The following is an 18,667-nucleotide window of genomic DNA, read 5'->3' as shown; positions in this document are numbered from 1 at the left end:
GGAAAATCACATCATTCAGGATGATTATGGACAAGGTGCGGGCAGTGGAGCAGGTAACCCTGATGCAGGCGATCGTGAAAGGCGATCGCCTGGCGTTCGAAAAACTGTATCGGCAAACCTCGCCGCACCTTTTTGCCATTGCCTTACGGATGTTACGCCATCGCCCCTGGGCGGAAGAAGTGCTGCATGACTGCTTTCTCACCATCTGGAGCAAAGCGGAGACCTATGATCCAGCGCTGAGCGCGCCGATGACCTGGATGACGCAGATCGTTCGTCATCGTTGTATTGACTGGTTACGTAGCGGACAGGCGCGCATGGCCAGTACAGAAGAACCGCATGATGATGCCCTGCTGGTCGTCGATACCGACGAACCGGACAGCAGGCCCGATGATGCCCAGGCTGCGCGCCTGCGTCGCTGTATGGAAAACCTTAGCAGCGAGCAACGGCAGAGCGTTACGCTGGCCTATTATCAGGGCATGTCACACAGCGATATTGCTCACTGGCTACAGCAGCCGGTAGGTTCGGTGAAAAGCTGGATCCGCCGTGCCATGGCCCACCTTCGGGAATGTGTCGGACTATGAACAGACAACAACGTGACGATGCACTCTCTGCCGAGTACGCCATTGGTACGCTGCGTGGCCCCGCCCGGTTACGCTTTCAGACGCGCCTGCTGACCGAGCCAGATCTGGCCGAACAGGTTGCCAAATGGCAAACGTTACTCGCTGGGCTGGACAGTCAACTGATACACGAAATCCCGCCGGATCGGGTCTGGAAGAAAATTGCCCTGAATCTGCCCGAAAAACCCTCTGCCCGCCCTGCCCGACGCGCCGCACTGGGCTGGATGGTAGCGGCGGCCATTGCGGTCCTTGCCCTTTTTTCCTGGCGCATGTTTTACGTGCCAGAGTTTACCCCGCTTACCGTCATGAGTGACGCTCAGCAACACAGCCAATGGGTGGTCAGCGCCGACCACGATTTAACCCAGCTACGGGTGACGCCATTGCAGCCGGTAACGGCTGACAGCCACACCAGCCTGCAGTTATGGCTGATTCCAACAGGCAGTCGTCCCATTTCGCTGGGGTTACTTAACACTGAACAGGCCACCCAACTGACACTGAAACGGCAAGATTCCCTGAAAAACGCGGTGGTCGCCATCAGCCGGGAGCCGCGGGGCGGCTCACCGACGGGGCAACCCACCGGGCCCGTACTTTACAGTGGTAAAATATAGGCCCGACATGCAGTGGCAGTCCTGTCACTGCGTGTCACCGACATATCAGAAATGTTGCCAGTTTGCGTCCTGATTTGATGCCGATGCGCTCGCTATCGCGAAGGCGGGTTTGAGCGGCGCCACCGTGCGCGCCTGTACAGCGGGAGCCTCGGTCAGCACGAAGGCGGCAACAAGATCATTCAGTGCGCCTGCCTGATCCATCAGCGAGCGCGATGCTGATGACGCTTCCTGCACCAGCGCGGCGTTCTGTTGCGTAACGTCATCCATCTGATGCACAGCCTGATGGACCTGACTGATGCCCAGCGACTGCTCCTGAGACGCAATGGCAATCTCATCAACCAGATCGGTGACCTGGCGAATTGCATCATTCATGCGCCCCATATTTTCCCCGACCTGCTCTGCCTGGCTGACGCCCGTTTCCACATAACGCATCGACGATTCGATCAGATCTTTAATCTCCCGTGCGGAGGCCGACGAGCGTTGGGCAAGATTACGCACTTCACCGGCCACCACGGCAAAGCCACGCCCCTGCTCGCCGGCACGGGCGGCCTCAACGGCGGCATTGAGTGCCAGGATATTGGTCTGAAACGCCACACCTTCAATCAGCGCGATGATGGCGGTGATTTTCTCCGAACTCTGTTTTATGTCGGTCATGGTGCCTAACATGGTGTGCACTTTGTCAGAGCTGTCACTGGATATCTCACGCGCGTTTTTAGACAACTGGCTGGCAAGACGGGTATTTTCAGCCGTCTGACGAACCGTTTCGCTCAGTTCAGACATGCTGGCCGCCGTTTCCTCAAGCGACGCGGCCTGCTGTTCGGTTCGTGAGGAGAGATCTTCGTTACCGGCTGAAATTTGCGACGAGGCCGTGCTGACCGAGTGGGCGGACCGTTCGACGGCAGACAAAGACTGCGCCACATTCTCCACCAAAGCATTAAATGCTTTTGCCGTTAACCCGATTTCATCTTTACGTGCGTCATCGGCACGCAGCGTTAAATCAAGCCGCTCGCTGGCGTGCTCCATGGTTGTGCGCATACCATTCAGATGGCGACGAATGCTTAATATAGTACGAACAGATAACGCGCCCAATATCAGGATAATGGCGCTGGAACCGGCGATTAAGGCCCATAAGGTTTGATGATAAACGCGGTTATTCTCTTTTTGAAAAGCCGCGCCCACCTGCACATTAAACTGCAGTTGGTTCTGATAACTTTCAATGAGATCACGGATAGACTGCCCCACACCGTCCGGGCCTTGCAAGGCGGAAAGAGAATGAGCGTCATCATGCGAACGCGAGTATTCAAGGAAGGCAGGTAAGCGCGTCTGGATCTGTTTAATCAGTGCCAGCGCATGTTCACTTAACTGCTTATCCTGATCGTTGGTAATTTCATTTTTTAAATAGAACAGGGTCAGGCCTTTCAGCGTATCCATCTTCGCAGCGATTTCTTTTTCGAACTCAACCTGCTTAGCCGAATCTTTGGCACTCTGGTGGCGATAAAGCGATACGTTAACCCGATTACTGCCGTTGACCATTTTATCAAGGTCTACAATTGAAGGTAGCGTGTTGTCTTGCACGTACTGAAAACGCGACTGAAAGCCTGCTAACACCATGATGACGATCACTACCATCGCGACCATAGCGGCGGAGAGTAGAGAAAACGTCAGGAAAAGTCGCTGTGTAATAGTCATATTAAAACCCCGAATATTAAGACGGTAATTCTGTAAGTAATGCTGAATAACGCCAGCAATAAATATATCGACGCTTCAGGCATTAGCATTAATGTTAGATGGTGCTGTGTCGCAAAGATATCAGGACAAAACGTTTATTTTCATAAAAACAGATTAGCCCGCTGAATGAGAGTTTGACTATTAAAGGCAGAAAGGAAAATTAAAAAGAAGAAGTGATAATGATTAAAAATAAACAAAAATTATTTTAAGCCATCGTTTATCCAACCTTATTTAAAACGACACACGACATTAATCAGTAAAAGTTGGCTAAAGACAGCGCAAAATCGTCTTCACCCCCTGTCCACGAAACCGTATTTGTCTTTTATTTTTTGAAATTAATTAGCCTTAAAAAATCGCTGACAGCATTAATCATAAATAAGGACTATTAAAAAATATTTTTTTAAAACGGCAGAGGCTGCGTGGTGTTTCCTGTACGGGCTGATTACACTTTGAGGAACTGTTCTGAGCGTGCACGGACGCGTCCGCATGCTGTTACGAGGGAGGCAGCGTTGAGATGAGACCTTATCCGCGTGTGTTGACCTGGCAGGCGAATCACGCGTCAGGGGGAAACGGTAGCGGTAAAGGGTCAGCGTCAGGCCTCACTGCCGGATAAATCGACAGTTGTATAAAAATGCCGTAAAAATAAAGCGCAAAGCTGTAAAAATGCAGTACATAACATCACCAGCTACTCCCTAATTCACAGCAAAACGCGTAATGTCATGCTCAGCGTCAACCGGTGTAACTGTCGGTTTGAAGCTTATGATGACGTGAAATACAACAGGACATTAAATGGCCCAGTCTGAAAAGCAATCCCTTCCAGCCGGTATGCTGGCAGCAGCAGGGATCGTATTTGGTGATATCGGTACCAGCCCGCTTTATACCTTAAAAGAGTGTCTTTCTATCCTTCCTTCTGGCGCGGTCACCGAAGAAGCCGTGATGGGCTTTCTGTCGCTGATCTTCTGGGGACTGATGCTGATTGTGACGGTGAAATATGTCATGTTCATCATGCGCGCCGATCACGATGGCGAAGGGGGAATACTGACCTTAATGTCGCTGGCCCGGCAAAATGTTGGCGCCACGCTCAGCCGCATCATTGTGCTTGCCGGTTTGACGGGCGGCGCCTTTTTTTACGGCGACGGCATTATCACGCCGGCCATCTCAGTGCTGTCTGCCGTTGAGGGGATCGAGGTTGTTGCACCCGCGCTGGATCGCTATATCGTGCCGCTGGCTGTGGTGATTCTGACTCTGTTATTTGTGATTCAAAAACACGGCACTGAACGGGTCAGCCGCGTCTTTGGGCCGATTATGCTGGTGTGGTTTATCACCCTGGCGATACTGGGCGTGCACGGAATTCTGATGAATCCCCATGTTCTTCATGCGCTCAACCCGGCATTTGCGCTGAAATTTCTGCTGAATCATGAAGCCCTGTCTTTCGCAGCTTTGGGCATGGTGGTGCTGGCGGTGACCGGTGCGGAGGCCCTGTATGCTGACATGGGGCATTTGGGGAAAACCCCCATCAGGCTGGCGTGGCTGATCATTGCCCTGCCTGCTCTGGTGCTGAACTATTTCGGTCAGGGGGCGCTGGTGCTGGCCAGTCCCGGCGCGATACAAAACCCGTTTTATATCCTGGCCCCGGTCTGGGCGCAGATTCCGTTAATCATCCTGTCGACGCTGGCCACCGTTATTGCGGCTCAGGCGATCATTAGTGGGGTTTATACCCTGACACATCAGGCAATTCGTCAGGGCTTTTTGCCGCCGATGCGCGTCATTTTCACCTCGGCAACCGAATCGGGGCAAATCTACATTCCGGTAGTGAACTGGTTACTTTTCGGTGCGGTGACCGTCGTCATCCTGGCCTTCCGTCAGTCCTCGGCCCTCTCTTCGGCGTACGGCATCGTGGTGACCGGCACCATGGTTCTGACAGCCTGCCTGGCCGGTATCGTCGCCTTTAAAAACTGGAAATGGCCGCTGCCCGTGGCGCTGGTTTTCCTGCTCTGTATGTTGGCGATCGACGTTCCGTTGTTTATTTCCAACCTGATGAAACTGCTGTCGGGCGGCTGGGTTCCCGTGTTGCTGGCGATGACGATGCTGATGCTGATGCTGATCTGGAGCGGAGAGCGTTCAAGGCTCATTCGTCGTCTGACTGACGATCCCGTCAGGTTAAAAGCCCTGATTAGCTCGCTGGAGGCTTCGCCCCCGATGCGGGTTGGCGGTACGGCAATTTTTCTGACCCGCAAAGAGTATGAAATTCCGCAGGCGCTGCTGCATAACCTGAAACACAACCGGGTGCTGCATGAGCGGACGGTTCTTCTGCATATAAAAACGGTTGACCTGCCGCGTGTTCATAACCAGAAGCGCATCGCGCTACGTCAGCTTTCGCCGTCCTTCTGGCAGGTGACGGCCGAATACGGCTGGCATGAACGGCCTTCCATGAAAGATGTGTTGCACCTGTGCGGGCTGGAAGGATTTGGCTGTACGTTAAATGAGGCGTCGTTTTTCACCTCTCACGACACGCTGGTGATGAAGAAACGACGCGGTCTGGCACATGCCCGTGGTGCCATCTTCCATTTCTTCCAGCGCAATGCGTTACGTGCCCATGAACAGTTTATGATCCCGCCAAACCGCGTCATTGAGCTGGGTGGGCAAAAAGAGTTTTGATTGACGTACCCGGGCAGCGTCTTCATGTGACGCTGCCCGGGTTATTCCCTCCTCAGCCTTTACGCACCGTGGTGACGGGTCAGTACGTCTGGCCGGAAGCGGCTCAGCCAGTCCTGAGCAAAGCGCGCATAATCCGCATACGCACCGCCCTGGGCAGCCAGTTGCTGGAAAACATTAAGCTGTTCGGGTGGACGGCGATGCTGCCCAAGCTTCAGCGTGCCGCTGATGTGGCTAATCTCTATCCTGACACCGGTGATGCCCTGCATCAGTTTTTGTTGATAATCATCGGGAAGCCGTTGTTTATCCTGCCTCAGGCCCGGTTGAAACGCGGCTAACATTCTGTCCAGCGACTGGCCCAGTTCCGCCTGCGTCATCAGCCTGCTGATGCCTTTCACGCTGACGGCGGCATAGTTCCAGGTTGGAACGGCAGGTGACGCCAGATAGTAATCCGTACTGATAAAGGCATGCGGACCCAGAACGCTCAGCAGGCACGGCTGCTGCGCCAGCGCAACCCGTTGCGGATTATTGCGTGCCAGATGTGTTTCAAGAACGTTTTCACCGTTGAAGCAAAACGGAATATGGCTGATTTGCAGATCGCTGCTCACCAGCGTTCCAAACGTGTGCTGCGTGAGAAAATGTCTGCACTCTTCCGGCGTCATGCTGGTGTCTTTTACGTTAAGCATTCACAATATCCTGGCTGAATTCCCTTTCGTCTTTATGCCATTAACCCCTCACCTCTGTCACGCTGCGAAACGTGACAGGATGAAAAAGGAGCAAGCGATGTCAGAAATCACTTCAGGACAGTGCCACTGTGGTGCGGTTGCGTTTACTGTTGAACTGCTGGATGGACTGAATACGGCCCGACGCTGTAACTGTTCATTTTGCCGGATGCGCGGTGCCGTGGTGGTGTTTGCCCTTGCTTCGGGGCTGACGATCCACAAAGGGAAAGCGGCGCTGAGTGAATACCGCTTTAATTCCGGACAGGCGGTGCATTATTTCTGCTCGGTTTGTGGTATTTACACCTTCCACCAGAGCCGCTCTAATCCCGAACAGTTCGGGGTTAACGCGGCGTGCCTGACAGGCGTTTCCCCTTTTGATTTCGCCTCCGTTCCCGTGACGGATGGCATGAACCATCCCAAAGATGGGGGCAAAGGCGGCGTGGCGGGACATCTGATTTACCAGCCGGAAACGTCATGATCCCTTCAGGTCAGCGAACGGACCTGTTCGAGCATCAGCAATGAATGGCTGAAAATCGCATCGGCCACCACCAGAGAAACCTCTTCTGGCAGGCTGTCACGTACCCGGATCATCGCAGCCGGTAAAGCAGATACAAAGCCATTCAGGATAGCGTGCATCTGCTCCTCACTGAACCGCATGCTGCGGGCACTGGCCAGAAAGTGTGAGGGCGCGATCTGCGTGATGCGATGCAGCTTGCCCGCCGGGCCTGTGACACCAAGGGGTAACTGGATGTCATCGCGGTCCATTTTGCGCTGAGAGAGCGCGGGCCAGGCGGAGACCAGACACCGAAACGGTGCCAGCCGAAAACTCCCCTCGCGCTCGATGAACAATCTGATATGTCGGGCATCCAGACTGGTGATGCCTGTTAACCACTGAAATACCAGGCAACGCATTATCGCTTCGCGATCGGTAAGCGCGCTGCGCGATCCCATCAGTAATCCCATCAGTGCCTCAAGGCCCGGACCGCCCGATTGTTCATGACTGCACGCGGGCGGGAATCCCAGCGCCTGGCACAGGTTTTCGGTGGGAAGGCGGTAGCACTGCGTCCGGTCCGCATTCCAGCGACGGTCGTCACGCGTGATGCACAATTGCCTGCCCCCGCCTTCCTGGTGAAGCGGCCTGGCATCCGGTACAGGCAGGCCCAGTTCACGCGCCAGCGCAAGACACAGAAAGGCGTTGTCGCTGTCGGCATGTGCGCTGGCCATATCGGACATTATGGATTCGTCATCCAGCTCAACGGGCTGCTGGTTTACCGGCAGCATGATAAGTGCACCCGGTAACCGGTGTCCCACTTTTTGCAATACGGCGAAAACCCCACAGGATTTTGTCTGGAAAGCATGATTCTTTTCCTTTTCTGTCAATGGGATAGGCCTTATCAGGTTTTCGAAGAAATAGCTCACCCTGACTGAGTGGTGGGCGGCACGTTGCAGCGGCAGTGACAGTGAGAGAGGCCGGGTGAGCGGATGCTGAAGCCAGCTGGCAGCGTACTGGAAGCTCAGCGTCCCGTCATGATGCTGCATTAACGTTCCGACCCGCTCACCGTTCATCCAGGCGATGAGTTTTGCCATTACCAGGCATCCTCCGCTGGCGTGGTCGGGGGCGTTTTGATCTGCAGCGCCAGAGCAATATCCAGCGCCTGCAAAATTTTAAACAGCGTTTCCAGTGAGGTAGACTCAGGATAATTTTCAAAATGAGACAGCGTTGCCTGTTTCAGGCCCACGCGTTTGGCCAGGTCGGTTTGGGTCCAGCCCTGCTGCTGACGCAGGCGTTTCAGCTGATTGGCTAACTGCCGGGGACTGTAAATCATCTTGCGCGCTCCATCATTCATCAGAATTTATCCCTTGGAGGGGATATTTATAGCGTAGATGCCCCTTTTGATAACGGCAATATTATCCCTTACAGGGGATATAAGGACAAAAAATGAGCAGGCCCGTTAACACCACTTTTTCGCTGACCGTGACTCACACGCTGAGTGAGCAGGACAAGCAGGATCTCTTTACCGGGCTGCGTGCCTGGAATCATCAGTTTATTGACACGGCGTTATGGGGACCGCTGTCGGTCATGTGTCGTCACGATCAGGGGCCGTTACAAGGCGGGCTGGCTGGCAGCATTAAAGGCCGCTGGCTGTGTATTGATTACCTGTGGGTCAGTGAAGCCCAACGTGGTGCGGGCCTGGGCGGTGAGCTGATTCGAGCTGCGGAACAGGCAGCTGTGGCCAGAGGCTGCCACAGCGCACAAGTGGATACCTTTAGCTTTCAGGCCCTGCCCTTTTACCAGAAACAGGGCTATGTCCTGAAAATGTCGCTGCCGGATGTTCCCGAAGCCGGTATGCAGCGTCATTACCTGACGAAAACGTTGTGCGAGCACACCTAAACGCGCCTGCCCATCCGCTTAATGGGCAGGCGAAGGCCTCAGTCGGCAACATTGACCGAGCAGGTGCTTAACATCCGCCAGTGTGTCGGCAGCACACGCGTTTCTCCCGTTACCGTTACGGTGCTGACGCCATGAATATCACGGCACGAGGAACCTGTCTGCAACTCGAACTCTCCCGGTTCGACAATACGTTTACCATCGCCACGGGTAAAGTTGAGCATATCGACAGGAAGCGTAAAGCACAGTTCGGCTGACGCGCCTGGCGCCAGCGTGACGCGCTGAAACGCTTTCAGTTCCTGAAGCGGGCGTACCCGGCTGGCGATTCGGTCACGAACATAGAGCTGGATCACTTCGCTGCCCTGCCGTTCCCCCCGATTGGTCACGGTGATCCGCAGGCGGATCTCGCCATCGATCGCGACCTGATCCTGTTCAGGCTGAGGCGCGCCCCAGTCGAACGTCGTCCAGCCCAGACCGAAGCCAAACGGATAGCGTGCGCCAAAATGAAACGCGATGGGCGTTCCACCGCTTTTCAGTTTGTGGTTGTAATAGAACGGCATCGCGCCGACGTTTTTCGGGATACTGACCACCAGTCGCCCCTGCGGTTCTGCCCGCCCCGTCAGCACATCGGCAATCGCCCAGCCGCCTTCCTGGCCCGGCGCCCAGGCGAGCATAAAGGCCGCGACGCGCTCCTCCATTCCTTGCAGGTTGTAAGGTCGCCCACCCGTCATCACCACAATCAGGGGCTTACCTGTGGCGGCCAGCGCCTCCAGCAGCGGCTGCTGAACGCCGGGCAGAGTCAGGCTGTCGGTATCCGATCCTTCGCCTACGGTGCCGCTTTGAAACAGCCCTGCCAGATCCCCCACGCAGGCAATCACGACATCGCTTTGTCGGGCAACCTCAACCGCCTCGTCAATCAACCCGGTATCCTGAGACACCGGCGACTGCTGCATTGGTTTCGCCCCGCTGTCCCCCGGGAAAACCGGCGCACCGGCGGTGCGGGTTTCAATGATATGGCACCCTTTGGCATAGCGGACCTGCTGCTCACCCAGATAGTGTTGCAGTGCGGCCAGCGGCGTGGTGACCTGCGATGTTTCTTCCAGCATATCGCTGATGATCAGGTGAACCGGAAAACTGTAGCCGCTCAGCAAAGCCAGCGGATCGTCAGCACAGGGCCCGACTACCGCCACGCGCGCGCCGGTTTTCAGCGGCAGAATCCCGTTATTTTCCAGCAGCGTAATTGACTGTGTGGCGACCGTACGCGCTACCTGACGGGTTTCCTCGTGCTGAAGACAAATGTCCGCTTCACGGATGTACGGATCGTCGAATAACCCCAGGCGAAATTTTTCTGTCAGGATACGGCTGACAATACGGTCAATCGTCTCCATCGACAGCAGTTGACGGGATACCGCCTCGGCCAGATGACGCGCGCAGTCATCCTTAGGCAGTTCGACATCCAGACCGGCATTAAACGCCAGTGCCGCCGACTCCGCCGCATCCTGCGAAATGCCGTGATGCTGATGTAGCAAACTGACGCCGCCATAGTCCGCCACGATAAGGCCATCGAATCCCCACTGCTCCCGAAGCACGTCGGTCAGTAAAAAACGATCGCTGTGGCTGGGTTGATTATCGATGTCATGGTAAGCGGGCATGACCGAGCCGGCATTAGCCAGCTTTACGGCCATTTCGAACGGCAGCAGGAACGTGTCGTTCAGTTCGCAAAAACCGAGATGGACAGGCGCATGATTGCGCGCACCTTCGCTAAATGAATGGCCTGCATAGTGTTTGAGCGTAGCCAGCAGATCGCGCCGCTCGCCCTGTAAACCTTCGACATAGGCCGTTGCCATCACGCCCACCAGCCAGGGATCTTCTCCAAAGGTTTCTTCCGTTCTGCCCCAGCGGACATCCCGTGACACATCCAGTACCGGAGCCAGCCCCTGCTTACAGCCAACGGACCGCGCTTCGGCACCGATATGCTGTGCCGCCCGTTTCACCAGCCCGGCATCCCAGGTAGAACCGTAGTTAAGCGAGGACGGAAAGAGCGTAGCGCCTTTGCAGAGTAAACCCACGAGGCACTCCTCATGAAACAGGGCCGGGATGCCAAGGCGCGAGCCTTCAACCAGGTCGCGTTGTAAACGGTTCGCGGCACGCACGCCAGTGACGGCATCAACAATGTGCGTGCCCAAAGGACGGGTAATCTGACCGACGCCGTGCGTTAACTGCGCCTTCAGGATGGTGTGTTCGCTGACGCCCGTGAAGTCATCGCTCAAATCGCTTCGCGGCTGATGATTGCCCTGTTCATCCAGGATGAGCCAGTAGGCGTGCATCTGGGCGAACTTCTCTTCGGCCGTCATGCGCGACAACAGATCGTCTACGCGTACGTCAATGGGCTGATGAGGATCCTTATACATCTCGGTCATGTTTCTCTCCTTTCGCTGAGATCAAATTGTGTTTTCAGCATCGTGTCGGGCTTCTGCGGCGCGTTTTGCCGCCAGCGCTTCGGCAATCGCATTGACTCGCGGGCTGTTAAGTTGATAGAAAAAAAGCAGAAGCAGCATGGCGATAAACAGCACGCCGGGGATGATGTTATGCATCAGGTTGATGGTGGTAATGACCTGGGGTGACTGTGCAGCGACGCCGGGTTGGTAGTGCACCAGACCGAGGATCCAGCCCACGACGGCACCGCCCATGGCCAGGCCAAATTTGATGGCAAATAAGGCGGTCGAGAAAACCAGGCCGTCGAGACGTCTGCCGCTGCGATGTTCTTCATAATCCACGACGTCAGAAAACATATTCCATTGAACAGGCGTGGTCAGATTCTGAACAAAGCCAAAAACAATATTTAACCCAATGATTAACCAGACCTGGGACGGTGGAATTAAATAAATGACCGTCAGAAAGAAAACAAAACTGACAAGACAGACCTGATAAGCACAAATGCGGTCGAATTTTCCTAATATACGTTCTGATAAAAATGCACCGCATAATGCGGCTATCATGCCCGTCACAATAAAAGTAAAGACCAGGTCAGGTCGCCGTAAGACATAATTCATGTAATACAGGGTCGATGAGCCGCGCGTCACGACGGCGGTCAGGAGCAGGATGTTAAAAATAATAATGATGCGCCACTGATTGTTTTTAGCGAGCAGCTTGAGATCCGACCACATTGACCCCGCTGTATCGTTGTGGGGTAAATAACGCTCACGCGTCATAAAGAAGCAGCAGTAGATTAACACCACGCCCAGAAATCCCATCAGGCCCATGGCGTAAAGGTAACCCTTTGCCTTGTCTCCCTGCCCCAGCCATTCGACCAGCGGCAGGCCGATCACCGTGACCACCAGTCCGCCGATAAACGCACAGGCAAACCGCCAGGATTGCAGCGAATGGCGCTCGCGTGGATCCAGGGTCAAGGCTCCGGGCATCGCGCAGTAAGGCACATTGACAGCAGAATAAATAAAACTGAGAATTGCATAGGTGACGCAGGCATAGACAATTTTGGCGGTCGGGCCTGCATCCGGCACGTAAAAGGTGATCAGGCAACTGACGCCGAACGGAATCGCGAACCACATGAGCCACGGGCGAAAACGGCCATGACGGGTTCGGGTACGATCGACCAGTGCCCCAATACAGGGATCGACAAACGCATCGGCCAGGCGCACCACTAAAAACATGGTGCGCATAATCGCGGCCGGTAAGCCGAACACATCCGTGTAAAAATAGGCCAGAAATAAGGTGGCGGTTTGCCATACCATCGAACTGGCGGCATCACCGATGCCGTAACCCAGTTTTTCTTTCGTTTTAAGCTCAGAGGATATAGTCATTATAATTCGCCTTATAATTCGGTAATTACCTGTCTTAATCAGCTATCCCTGGCCCACGCGCAGGCAGGCCCGGCTCAAGTATTAGTAAACTGCGCCAGGTCAACAATTACCGAAATTAACAGCCAAATTATGATTTTTAGTTTTTTCTGTGGTTTGTGATACAGGACATATTGATTACTCTCTAATATAAAATTTTACGCGAACCGGGGATGAAAAATAGCGATGTGCATCTGGCATTAATCTGTTAAAAGCCCCTTTAGCACAAACCGACTGGGAAAATATGCATTTTTGAAATAGTATTGTTTAGTTACTATTTGTATTGTGTTCTGCCGCGTTATGACAAATAATATCCCTTCAGGGACAGTTTTACCGCTTGAGACGCTTTATCCTGCCCATTGACAGACAGAAAACGACGCCATTCGCTCGAATAATGGTTAATTAACTGAACGTCATAGTGAAAAGCTTGTAAAATCAGTGCAGGATAACCGCGAGGGCCGCAGTAACTTTTAAGAGGAAATGGAATGCTTGAACTGTTTGACGTCAGTTACGAAGAACTGCAAACCACCCGTTCAGAAGAACTTTATAAACTTCGCAAGAAAACATTTAGCGATCGTCTGGGATGGGAAGTCATTTGCAGTCAGGGAATGGAGTCCGATGAATTTGATGGGCCCGGTACACGTTATATTCTGGGAATCTGCGAAGGACAATTAGTGTGCAGCGTACGTTTTACCAGCCTCGATCGTCCCAACATGATCACGCACACTTTTCAGCACTGCTTCAGTGATGTCACCCTGCCCGCCTATGGTACCGAATCCAGCCGTTTTTTTGTCGACAAAGCCCGCGCACGTGCGCTGTTAGGTGAGCACTACCCTATCAGCCAGGTCCTGTTTTTAGCGATGGTGAACTGGGCGCAAAATAATGCCTACGGCAATATCTATACGATTGTCAGCCGCGCGATGTTGAAAATTCTCACTCGCTCTGGCTGGCAAATCAAAGTCATTAAAGAGGCTTTCCTGACCGAAAAGGAACGTATCTATTTGCTGACGCTGCCAGCAGGTCAGGATGACAAGCAGCAACTCGGTGGTGATGTGGTGTCACGTACGGGCTGTCCGCCCGTCGCAGTCACTACCTGGCCGCTGACGCTGCCGGTCTGATAAGATCCAGTTCTACACCCAGTCTGATAGCCTGTCGGGCGTTACTGACGCCCAGTTTCACAACCACATTCTTGATGTGAAACTTCACGGTACTCACAGAAATGCCCGTAATAGCGGCTATCTCAGCATAGGTTTTGCCCATACTCGCCCAGTACAACACCTCATTTTCACGCGAGGAAAATATCGTTTTGTCCGCGCTCTGATTTAACGCCGGGGCTCGCTCGCCTTCGGTACCGGCCAGGCGGTACATCTGCTCGTTAAAATCAATCAGCAGCATCTGCATCGTGCCCTGTTCGGCAGCAAGGCGTTGCTCCAGCGCAGCCTGATCGTTGCCTTTAATGATCACGGACAACAGAGCAAGGTTGTTCATGTGGTCGTGCAGGACATAGGTAAAGCCGTTAACAATGTTGTATTGCTTGGATAAAGAGAAAATTTTGGTGAACCGCAGGTCGGACATCAGCGTAATATTCTCATCCCAGGCAAACGGCGAGGTGCGTTTAAAGGCCGTGAGAATAACCGGATCGGTCAGCTGAAAGTTGTTAGCGCGGTATAACCTAATCCATTCGTCAGGATAACTGGAAATAATCAGAACATTTGAAGGATTTTTTTTGCTCACAACAGTGTAAGCGTAATCCGGACTACCCAGCGGAGATAACTTTCTCTGTATGTAAGTCTGAAGCGTATCCGTTATTGTTTGATTTTCAAGGAAAAAAGAAAACATTCAGGCTCCATGCTGCTTCTTTTACTTAACGTGGACTTAACCTGCACTATAGTACAGGTAAGATGATACTTAAGAGTAACTTACAATGAATCATTCAGAGGTTACAATGGCTTCAGTTGTTTAGCGGTAAAAAAAAACCTGACCTGTACGGCCAGGTCGCTAAAACAGCCAACACCAGGGAAAACGTCCGGCCAGACGTCACAAAATATAAAGTGATGCTGGCCGGGACACTCATAGTAACATCTTTGAAACATTTGTACAAACATTCACGGTTACTCAATCTGCAGCAATTCTCCCCCTTAATGACTGTTAATACAATCTCTTATTTTCTCCCGTAATAACTGCTAGTTTCTCAGCCACTTAGGCGCTATTCCCCTTTCGTGCACGCCCTCTCTGTTTCCTGTCAGGCTGGTCTGCGCCCCTGAATGCGGCCCCGCTGGCCCTATATTCCACTATTTCCGCTGCGCTTATCGGTAAATTCAGGGGATTTAAAACGTCTTTTTGCCGTTTTTTAACTGCCTGAGCGCAAATAATAAGCATTTGAATGTGACAAAAATCACATCTGTGCCAGGCTTAAGTTCTCTGACACGACTGTTTAAGGAGCTTACGCATGACAACGTCAAATAAGGCTATTCTCGATCCCGATCGTTTCCCGAAGCCGCCGTTCAGACAGCAGCCGCAGCAGGCACCCGGCCTGGCGAGCGAAATGGACCCGCCACCCGACCACGGTGAAACCAGCTATCGTGGTCACGGTCGTCTGACTGGCCGTAAAGCCCTGATCACAGGGGGAGATTCCGGTATCGGTCGCGCTGTGGCCATCGCCTATGCACGTGAAGGTGCCGATGTGGCAATTAACTATTTGCCAGAAGAAGAGTCCGATGCGGCTGAAGTGATTAAACTGATTGAAGCCGAAGGCCGTAAAGCCGTGGCCATTCCCGGCGATCTGCGCTCAGAAGCCTTTTGCCAGAAACTGGTGAATGAAGCCGCCGACAAACTGGGCGGACTGGATATTCTGGTCAATAATGCCGGACGCCAGCAGTTTAATGAATCCATTCGTACGCTGAGCACCGAAGATTTCGATGCCACCTTTAAAACGAATGTTTACGCGCCCTTCTGGTTAACAAAAGCGGCGCTGGCTCACCTGCCGCGCGGTGCAGCGATTATTAATACCTCATCTGTGCAGGCGTTTAAACCCAGCGATATCCTGCTGGATTATGCGCAGACCAAAGCCTGTAATGTAGCCTTTACCAAAGCGCTGGCAAAACAGCTGGGGCCGGAAGGCATCCGCGTGAATGCCGTTGCGCCAGGTCCGTACTGGACACCGCTGCAGCCCAGTGGCGGCCAGCCGCAGGAAAAAGTGGAACAGTTTGGTGCTGATGCGCCGCTGGGCCGTCCCGGTCAACCGGTTGAAATCGCACCGCTCTATGTCACTCTGGCTTCCGATGAGTGCAGTTTTGCCTCCGGTCAGGTGTGGTGTTCAGACGGCGGTACAGGCACAGTGTAACGCATCGATCTCCGTCGATATGATGGCCGCCCTGTGCGGCCATTTTTAGTTCAGTCCGATGCCAGCATAGCCATGATGGCAACCGCCGCGTTGATACGCTCCGGATTGGGATAGTTTTTATTGGCCAGCAGGATTACCCCGCTGTTTTGTTGCGGGACGAACGCGATATAGGCACCAAAGCCCTTTGTGGAGCCGGTTTTGTGCACCCAACTGGCGCGATCCATGGGTTGAGCCGGGCTCAGAATGGTCGCGGGCTGTGTGGACAGCGCGGCCTGAGTGTCACTGGCGGCAACGATCGTCTGGCTGTCAATGGGCCAGGGGTAAATTTCCCACCCCAGCCCCTGATACCGTTCACCTGCGCGCAGGTAACGAGATTGCGCGGTCAGAATGCCATTGCGCAATGCCGTATTCCCGGACGACAACCCATTGGGATTCGCATTGGCCTGCATAAAAGTCATCATGTCGCGCGCGGTGGACTTCACGCCGCTGGTCTCTGCTGACAGCATACCCGGCGAGACGCGTACCGGTTTACCGTCCTGATAACCCCAGGCGTAATCAAACATCATCGACGGGGGCACCGTATAAAAGGTGCGTGTCAGCCGCAACGGCGTGATAACGTCCTTTTGCATCGCCTCCTCAAATTCCCCCTTCACCATCAAATAGCCCAGCAGACCAATACTGACATGAGAATAGTGACGCTGTGTACCCGGCGCGGCGTCCGGTTGCCACAGCTGCGCGTAAGCCAGTAGTTCATCCTGACTGGTTACCTCATCGGGCAGATGTAACGGCAGTCCGCCTGCGCTGTAGGTGGCAAGATGGACCATCCGTCGGCTTTGCCACTGCGGGCCGTTTAACGCGGGCCAGTAGCGGGAGACCGGATCGTTCAGACGCAGCGCACCGTTACGAATCAGCACGCCCGCCAGCACGCCCGTGAATGTCTTACTGACGGACCCCAGTTCGAACAGCGTATTTTCTGTTACCCGCCGGTCGCTCGCGGTATCGGCCACACCAAAGTTAATGTACTGAGGGCGACCTTTATACAGCACGCCGACCGACATGCCGGGAATGCCCTGCTGCGCCATCAGCGGATCAATCACGCTTTTCACCCGTTCGGCGATGGTCTGAGACGACAAGTCAGCCGCCTGGGCGCTGGCGGTAAACGCAATCAGTAATGCAGTGAGAAAAGATTTCATCAGTACTCATTCAGGTGACAGGTTATTGACACTGTGCCGCACAGGATTGCACACAGAGCTGTGCCTGAGTACTGCAGTCACTTGAGTTTCGCGTATTACAATGAGATTGCTCAACATAACAGCGAGTCTGACAGCTGGAGAGATCACATTTCGCCGCGACGGGCGTGAGTTGCGGCAACGGTGTGCGAGGGGGAAACGTGTGAGCGGGCTGCGCCAGGGCGCTGCTGCCCATGAAGCAGGTCAGCAGCAGAGCATACAAGTTTTTCATAACCGATCTCCAGAGATATGCGTCAGACAAGTATGATGACTCTGACGCATAACGTCTGGTAAATCTTGCTAAATTGAGAGCGCGGGCGGATGTTCCACGGCCTGGACCACGCCACGGCGATAAATATCGTTCAGTCTGGCGCAATACTGACGCGGATCGTGCTGCTGCTTGATGCGCAGAATCGCGCCCTCGCCTTTTTCCGTTAACAGCTGTGGCTGCGCAAGAATGTCCAGCAGGGTTGTCTTAATGCCGTCTATTAATGCCCGACGTAGCCGGTGTTTCTCGGCTTCGCTGTTGACCTGATATTCGCGGTCATCGTTGAGTTCGCCATCAATCAGCCAACCGGCGGTGGGCGGATTAATTTCAGGCAACGCACGAACGTTACTGGTCAATACCGGACAGCCGCTGGCCTGCATTTCCAGTACGGAAAACCCGTAGGTTTCCTGCCAGGTCGGCAGCAACCCCACATCGCTTTGCTGGAACAACTGCATCAGTTCACGATTATCCTTGCGGGAATGGTGCGTGAAGCAGGCATGGCGCGTGATGCGATCTTCAATGTCCCGATAAAAGGCGTCGTTATCCTGGAAAGCGCGATGGGCAACATTATGACGTTTCGTCAGCTCACCAATCAACTGAACGTCGAGTTGGCCAGCATCAATCTGTCCCGTTTCAATCAGCTCGCTGATGGCCAGCACGACTTCTGCGCCTCCTTTACGGTAAAACTCGTTGCCAACGAACACCAGGCGGAGTTTATCGCTTTGCCGTGGGCGCTTCTGTTGCGTAAACAGGGTTTGCGGTGGATGCATCACCAACGTTTTTGCGCGAATTTTCGCGGCGACATCGGGTTTAAACAGCTTCATCTGAATATGCAAGGTGGCATCGGAAATGGCGATCAGGCCAAAACAGTTATCCTTGAGCAAATACGGAATCAGTTGTTTGAGTTCAGGATTATCCTGCTTGGCGACGCCCGCTACAGGTAGAACACGCGGCAGCTCAGTCTCGAAGGTCGCGACCCAGTTCATGGGCGTAATGGCGACTTCATTAAACAGATGCAGGATATCGGGCTTCTCCCCTATTGCGAAGGGCACGGGGACAAACACAAAGCGTTTATTCTTCTTGAGTAAACGTGTACGCAGCGGATTGAGGAAATAAAACAGGTTGCGCTTTTTCAGGTTGATGTAGTGATTGTCCGGATTCACCAGGATATTGCGCTGCTCCGGATAGTGCGTATTGCTGATGCCAATTTTCATGAAAGATTCCGAAGTCGTTGTTGTAGGGCGTGATCTA

Annotated in this window: 16 protein-coding genes; 7 read left to right on the top strand and 9 right to left on the bottom strand. The window is 53.7% G+C overall.

From position 1 onward, the window contains the following. Positions 1-26: 26 nt before the first annotated feature. Together GC087_RS11785 and GC087_RS11780 are read left to right on the top strand one after the other, a co-directional pair. Positions 27-581, top strand: coding sequence for an RNA polymerase sigma factor (locus tag GC087_RS11785; RefSeq protein ID WP_033741702.1), 555 nt, complete (start codon positions 27-29; stop codon positions 579-581). Continuing rightward, positions 578-1,225: an anti-sigma factor gene (locus GC087_RS11780; RefSeq protein WP_058701884.1), complete on the top strand. Its 648-nt coding sequence runs from the start codon at positions 578-580 to the stop codon at positions 1,223-1,225. The genes GC087_RS11785 and GC087_RS11780 overlap by 4 nt, the downstream gene beginning before the upstream one ends. Before the next feature lie 45 nt (positions 1,226-1,270). Here GC087_RS11780 and GC087_RS11775 read toward each other — a convergent pair whose 3' ends face one another. After that, positions 1,271-2,914: a methyl-accepting chemotaxis protein gene (locus GC087_RS11775; RefSeq protein WP_324028425.1), complete on the bottom strand. Its 1,644-nt coding sequence runs from the start codon at positions 2,912-2,914 to the stop codon at positions 1,271-1,273. Positions 2,915-3,742: 828 nt separating this feature from the next. Between GC087_RS11775 and kup the strand changes: the two genes are divergently transcribed. Next, positions 3,743-5,611: a low affinity potassium transporter Kup gene (gene kup, locus GC087_RS11770; protein ID WP_205956469.1), complete on the top strand. Its 1,869-nt coding sequence runs from the start codon at positions 3,743-3,745 to the stop codon at positions 5,609-5,611. Positions 5,612-5,670: 59 nt separating this feature from the next. On the opposite strand, the gene GC087_RS11765 is transcribed toward kup, so the two are convergent. After that, positions 5,671-6,294 carry an FMN-binding negative transcriptional regulator gene (locus GC087_RS11765; RefSeq protein ID WP_050504986.1) on the bottom strand — a complete coding sequence of 208 codons (624 nt, stop codon included), beginning with the start codon at positions 6,292-6,294 and terminating at the stop codon, positions 5,671-5,673. Positions 6,295-6,391: 97 nt separating this feature from the next. Between GC087_RS11765 and GC087_RS11760 the strand changes: the two genes are divergently transcribed. Beyond that, positions 6,392-6,808, top strand: a complete 417-nt coding sequence (locus GC087_RS11760; protein ID WP_324028424.1) for a GFA family protein — start codon at positions 6,392-6,394, stop codon at positions 6,806-6,808. A 5-nt stretch (positions 6,809-6,813) separates the two neighbouring features. Here GC087_RS11760 and GC087_RS11755 read toward each other — a convergent pair whose 3' ends face one another. After that, the gene (locus GC087_RS11755) at positions 6,814-7,917 is read right to left on the bottom strand and encodes a HipA domain-containing protein (RefSeq protein ID WP_324028423.1); all 1,104 of its coding nucleotides are present in this window, start codon (positions 7,915-7,917) and stop codon (positions 6,814-6,816) included. Further along, entirely contained in the window at positions 7,917-8,156 is a 240-nt protein-coding gene (gene hipB, locus GC087_RS11750) for a type II toxin-antitoxin system antitoxin HipB (protein ID WP_033741710.1), read from the bottom strand. Before hipB ends, GC087_RS11755 begins: the two co-directional genes overlap by 1 nt. Positions 8,157-8,269: 113 nt before the next feature. Here hipB and GC087_RS11745 point away from each other — a divergent pair, with 113 nt between their 5' ends. Next, positions 8,270-8,722: a GNAT family N-acetyltransferase gene (locus GC087_RS11745; protein WP_324028422.1), complete on the top strand. Its 453-nt coding sequence runs from the start codon at positions 8,270-8,272 to the stop codon at positions 8,720-8,722. A gap of 38 nt (positions 8,723-8,760) precedes the next feature. Here GC087_RS11745 and GC087_RS11740 read toward each other — a convergent pair whose 3' ends face one another. Next, positions 8,761-11,139, bottom strand: a complete 2,379-nt coding sequence (locus tag GC087_RS11740) for a glycoside hydrolase family 3 N-terminal domain-containing protein (RefSeq protein ID WP_324028421.1) — start codon at positions 11,137-11,139, stop codon at positions 8,761-8,763. A gap of 21 nt (positions 11,140-11,160) precedes the next feature. Further along, the gene (locus GC087_RS11735; protein ID WP_324028420.1) at positions 11,161-12,540 is read right to left on the bottom strand and encodes an MFS transporter; all 1,380 of its coding nucleotides are present in this window, start codon (positions 12,538-12,540) and stop codon (positions 11,161-11,163) included. A 521-nt stretch (positions 12,541-13,061) separates the two neighbouring features. Between GC087_RS11735 and GC087_RS11730 the strand changes: the two genes are divergently transcribed. Further along, on the top strand, positions 13,062-13,694 hold the full coding sequence (locus GC087_RS11730) for an acyl-homoserine-lactone synthase (RefSeq protein WP_006119202.1): 633 nt from the start codon (positions 13,062-13,064) through the stop codon (positions 13,692-13,694). On the opposite strand, the gene GC087_RS11725 is transcribed toward GC087_RS11730, so the two are convergent. Then, positions 13,666-14,415 (bottom strand): helix-turn-helix transcriptional regulator, encoded by a 750-nt coding sequence (locus GC087_RS11725; RefSeq protein WP_039340302.1) that lies wholly within the window; start codon positions 14,413-14,415, stop codon positions 13,666-13,668. The two genes, GC087_RS11730 and GC087_RS11725, sit on opposite strands and share 29 nt — an antisense overlap. Positions 14,416-15,025: 610 nt before the next feature. On the opposite strand from GC087_RS11725, the gene GC087_RS11720 reads away from it, so the two are divergent. Further along, positions 15,026-15,919, top strand: a complete 894-nt coding sequence (locus GC087_RS11720) for an SDR family oxidoreductase (RefSeq protein WP_033741719.1) — start codon at positions 15,026-15,028, stop codon at positions 15,917-15,919. 50 nt (positions 15,920-15,969) lie between these two features. Here GC087_RS11720 and ampC read toward each other — a convergent pair whose 3' ends face one another. Both ampC and GC087_RS11710 read right to left on the bottom strand, forming a co-directional pair. Further along, the gene (ampC, locus tag GC087_RS11715; protein ID WP_324028419.1) at positions 15,970-17,112 is read right to left on the bottom strand and encodes a class C beta-lactamase; all 1,143 of its coding nucleotides are present in this window, start codon (positions 17,110-17,112) and stop codon (positions 15,970-15,972) included. A 336-nt stretch (positions 17,113-17,448) separates the two neighbouring features. Beyond that, the gene (locus GC087_RS11710) at positions 17,449-18,630 is read right to left on the bottom strand and encodes a glycosyltransferase family 4 protein (protein ID WP_324028418.1); all 1,182 of its coding nucleotides are present in this window, start codon (positions 18,628-18,630) and stop codon (positions 17,449-17,451) included. Positions 18,631-18,667 lie beyond the last annotated feature (37 nt).

It is taken from the genome of Pantoea sp. JZ2, from assembly GCF_035191405.1.
Classification (GTDB): domain Bacteria; phylum Pseudomonadota; class Gammaproteobacteria; order Enterobacterales; family Enterobacteriaceae; genus Pantoea; species Pantoea stewartii.
This window is presented reverse-complemented; position numbering and strand designations above follow the sequence as displayed.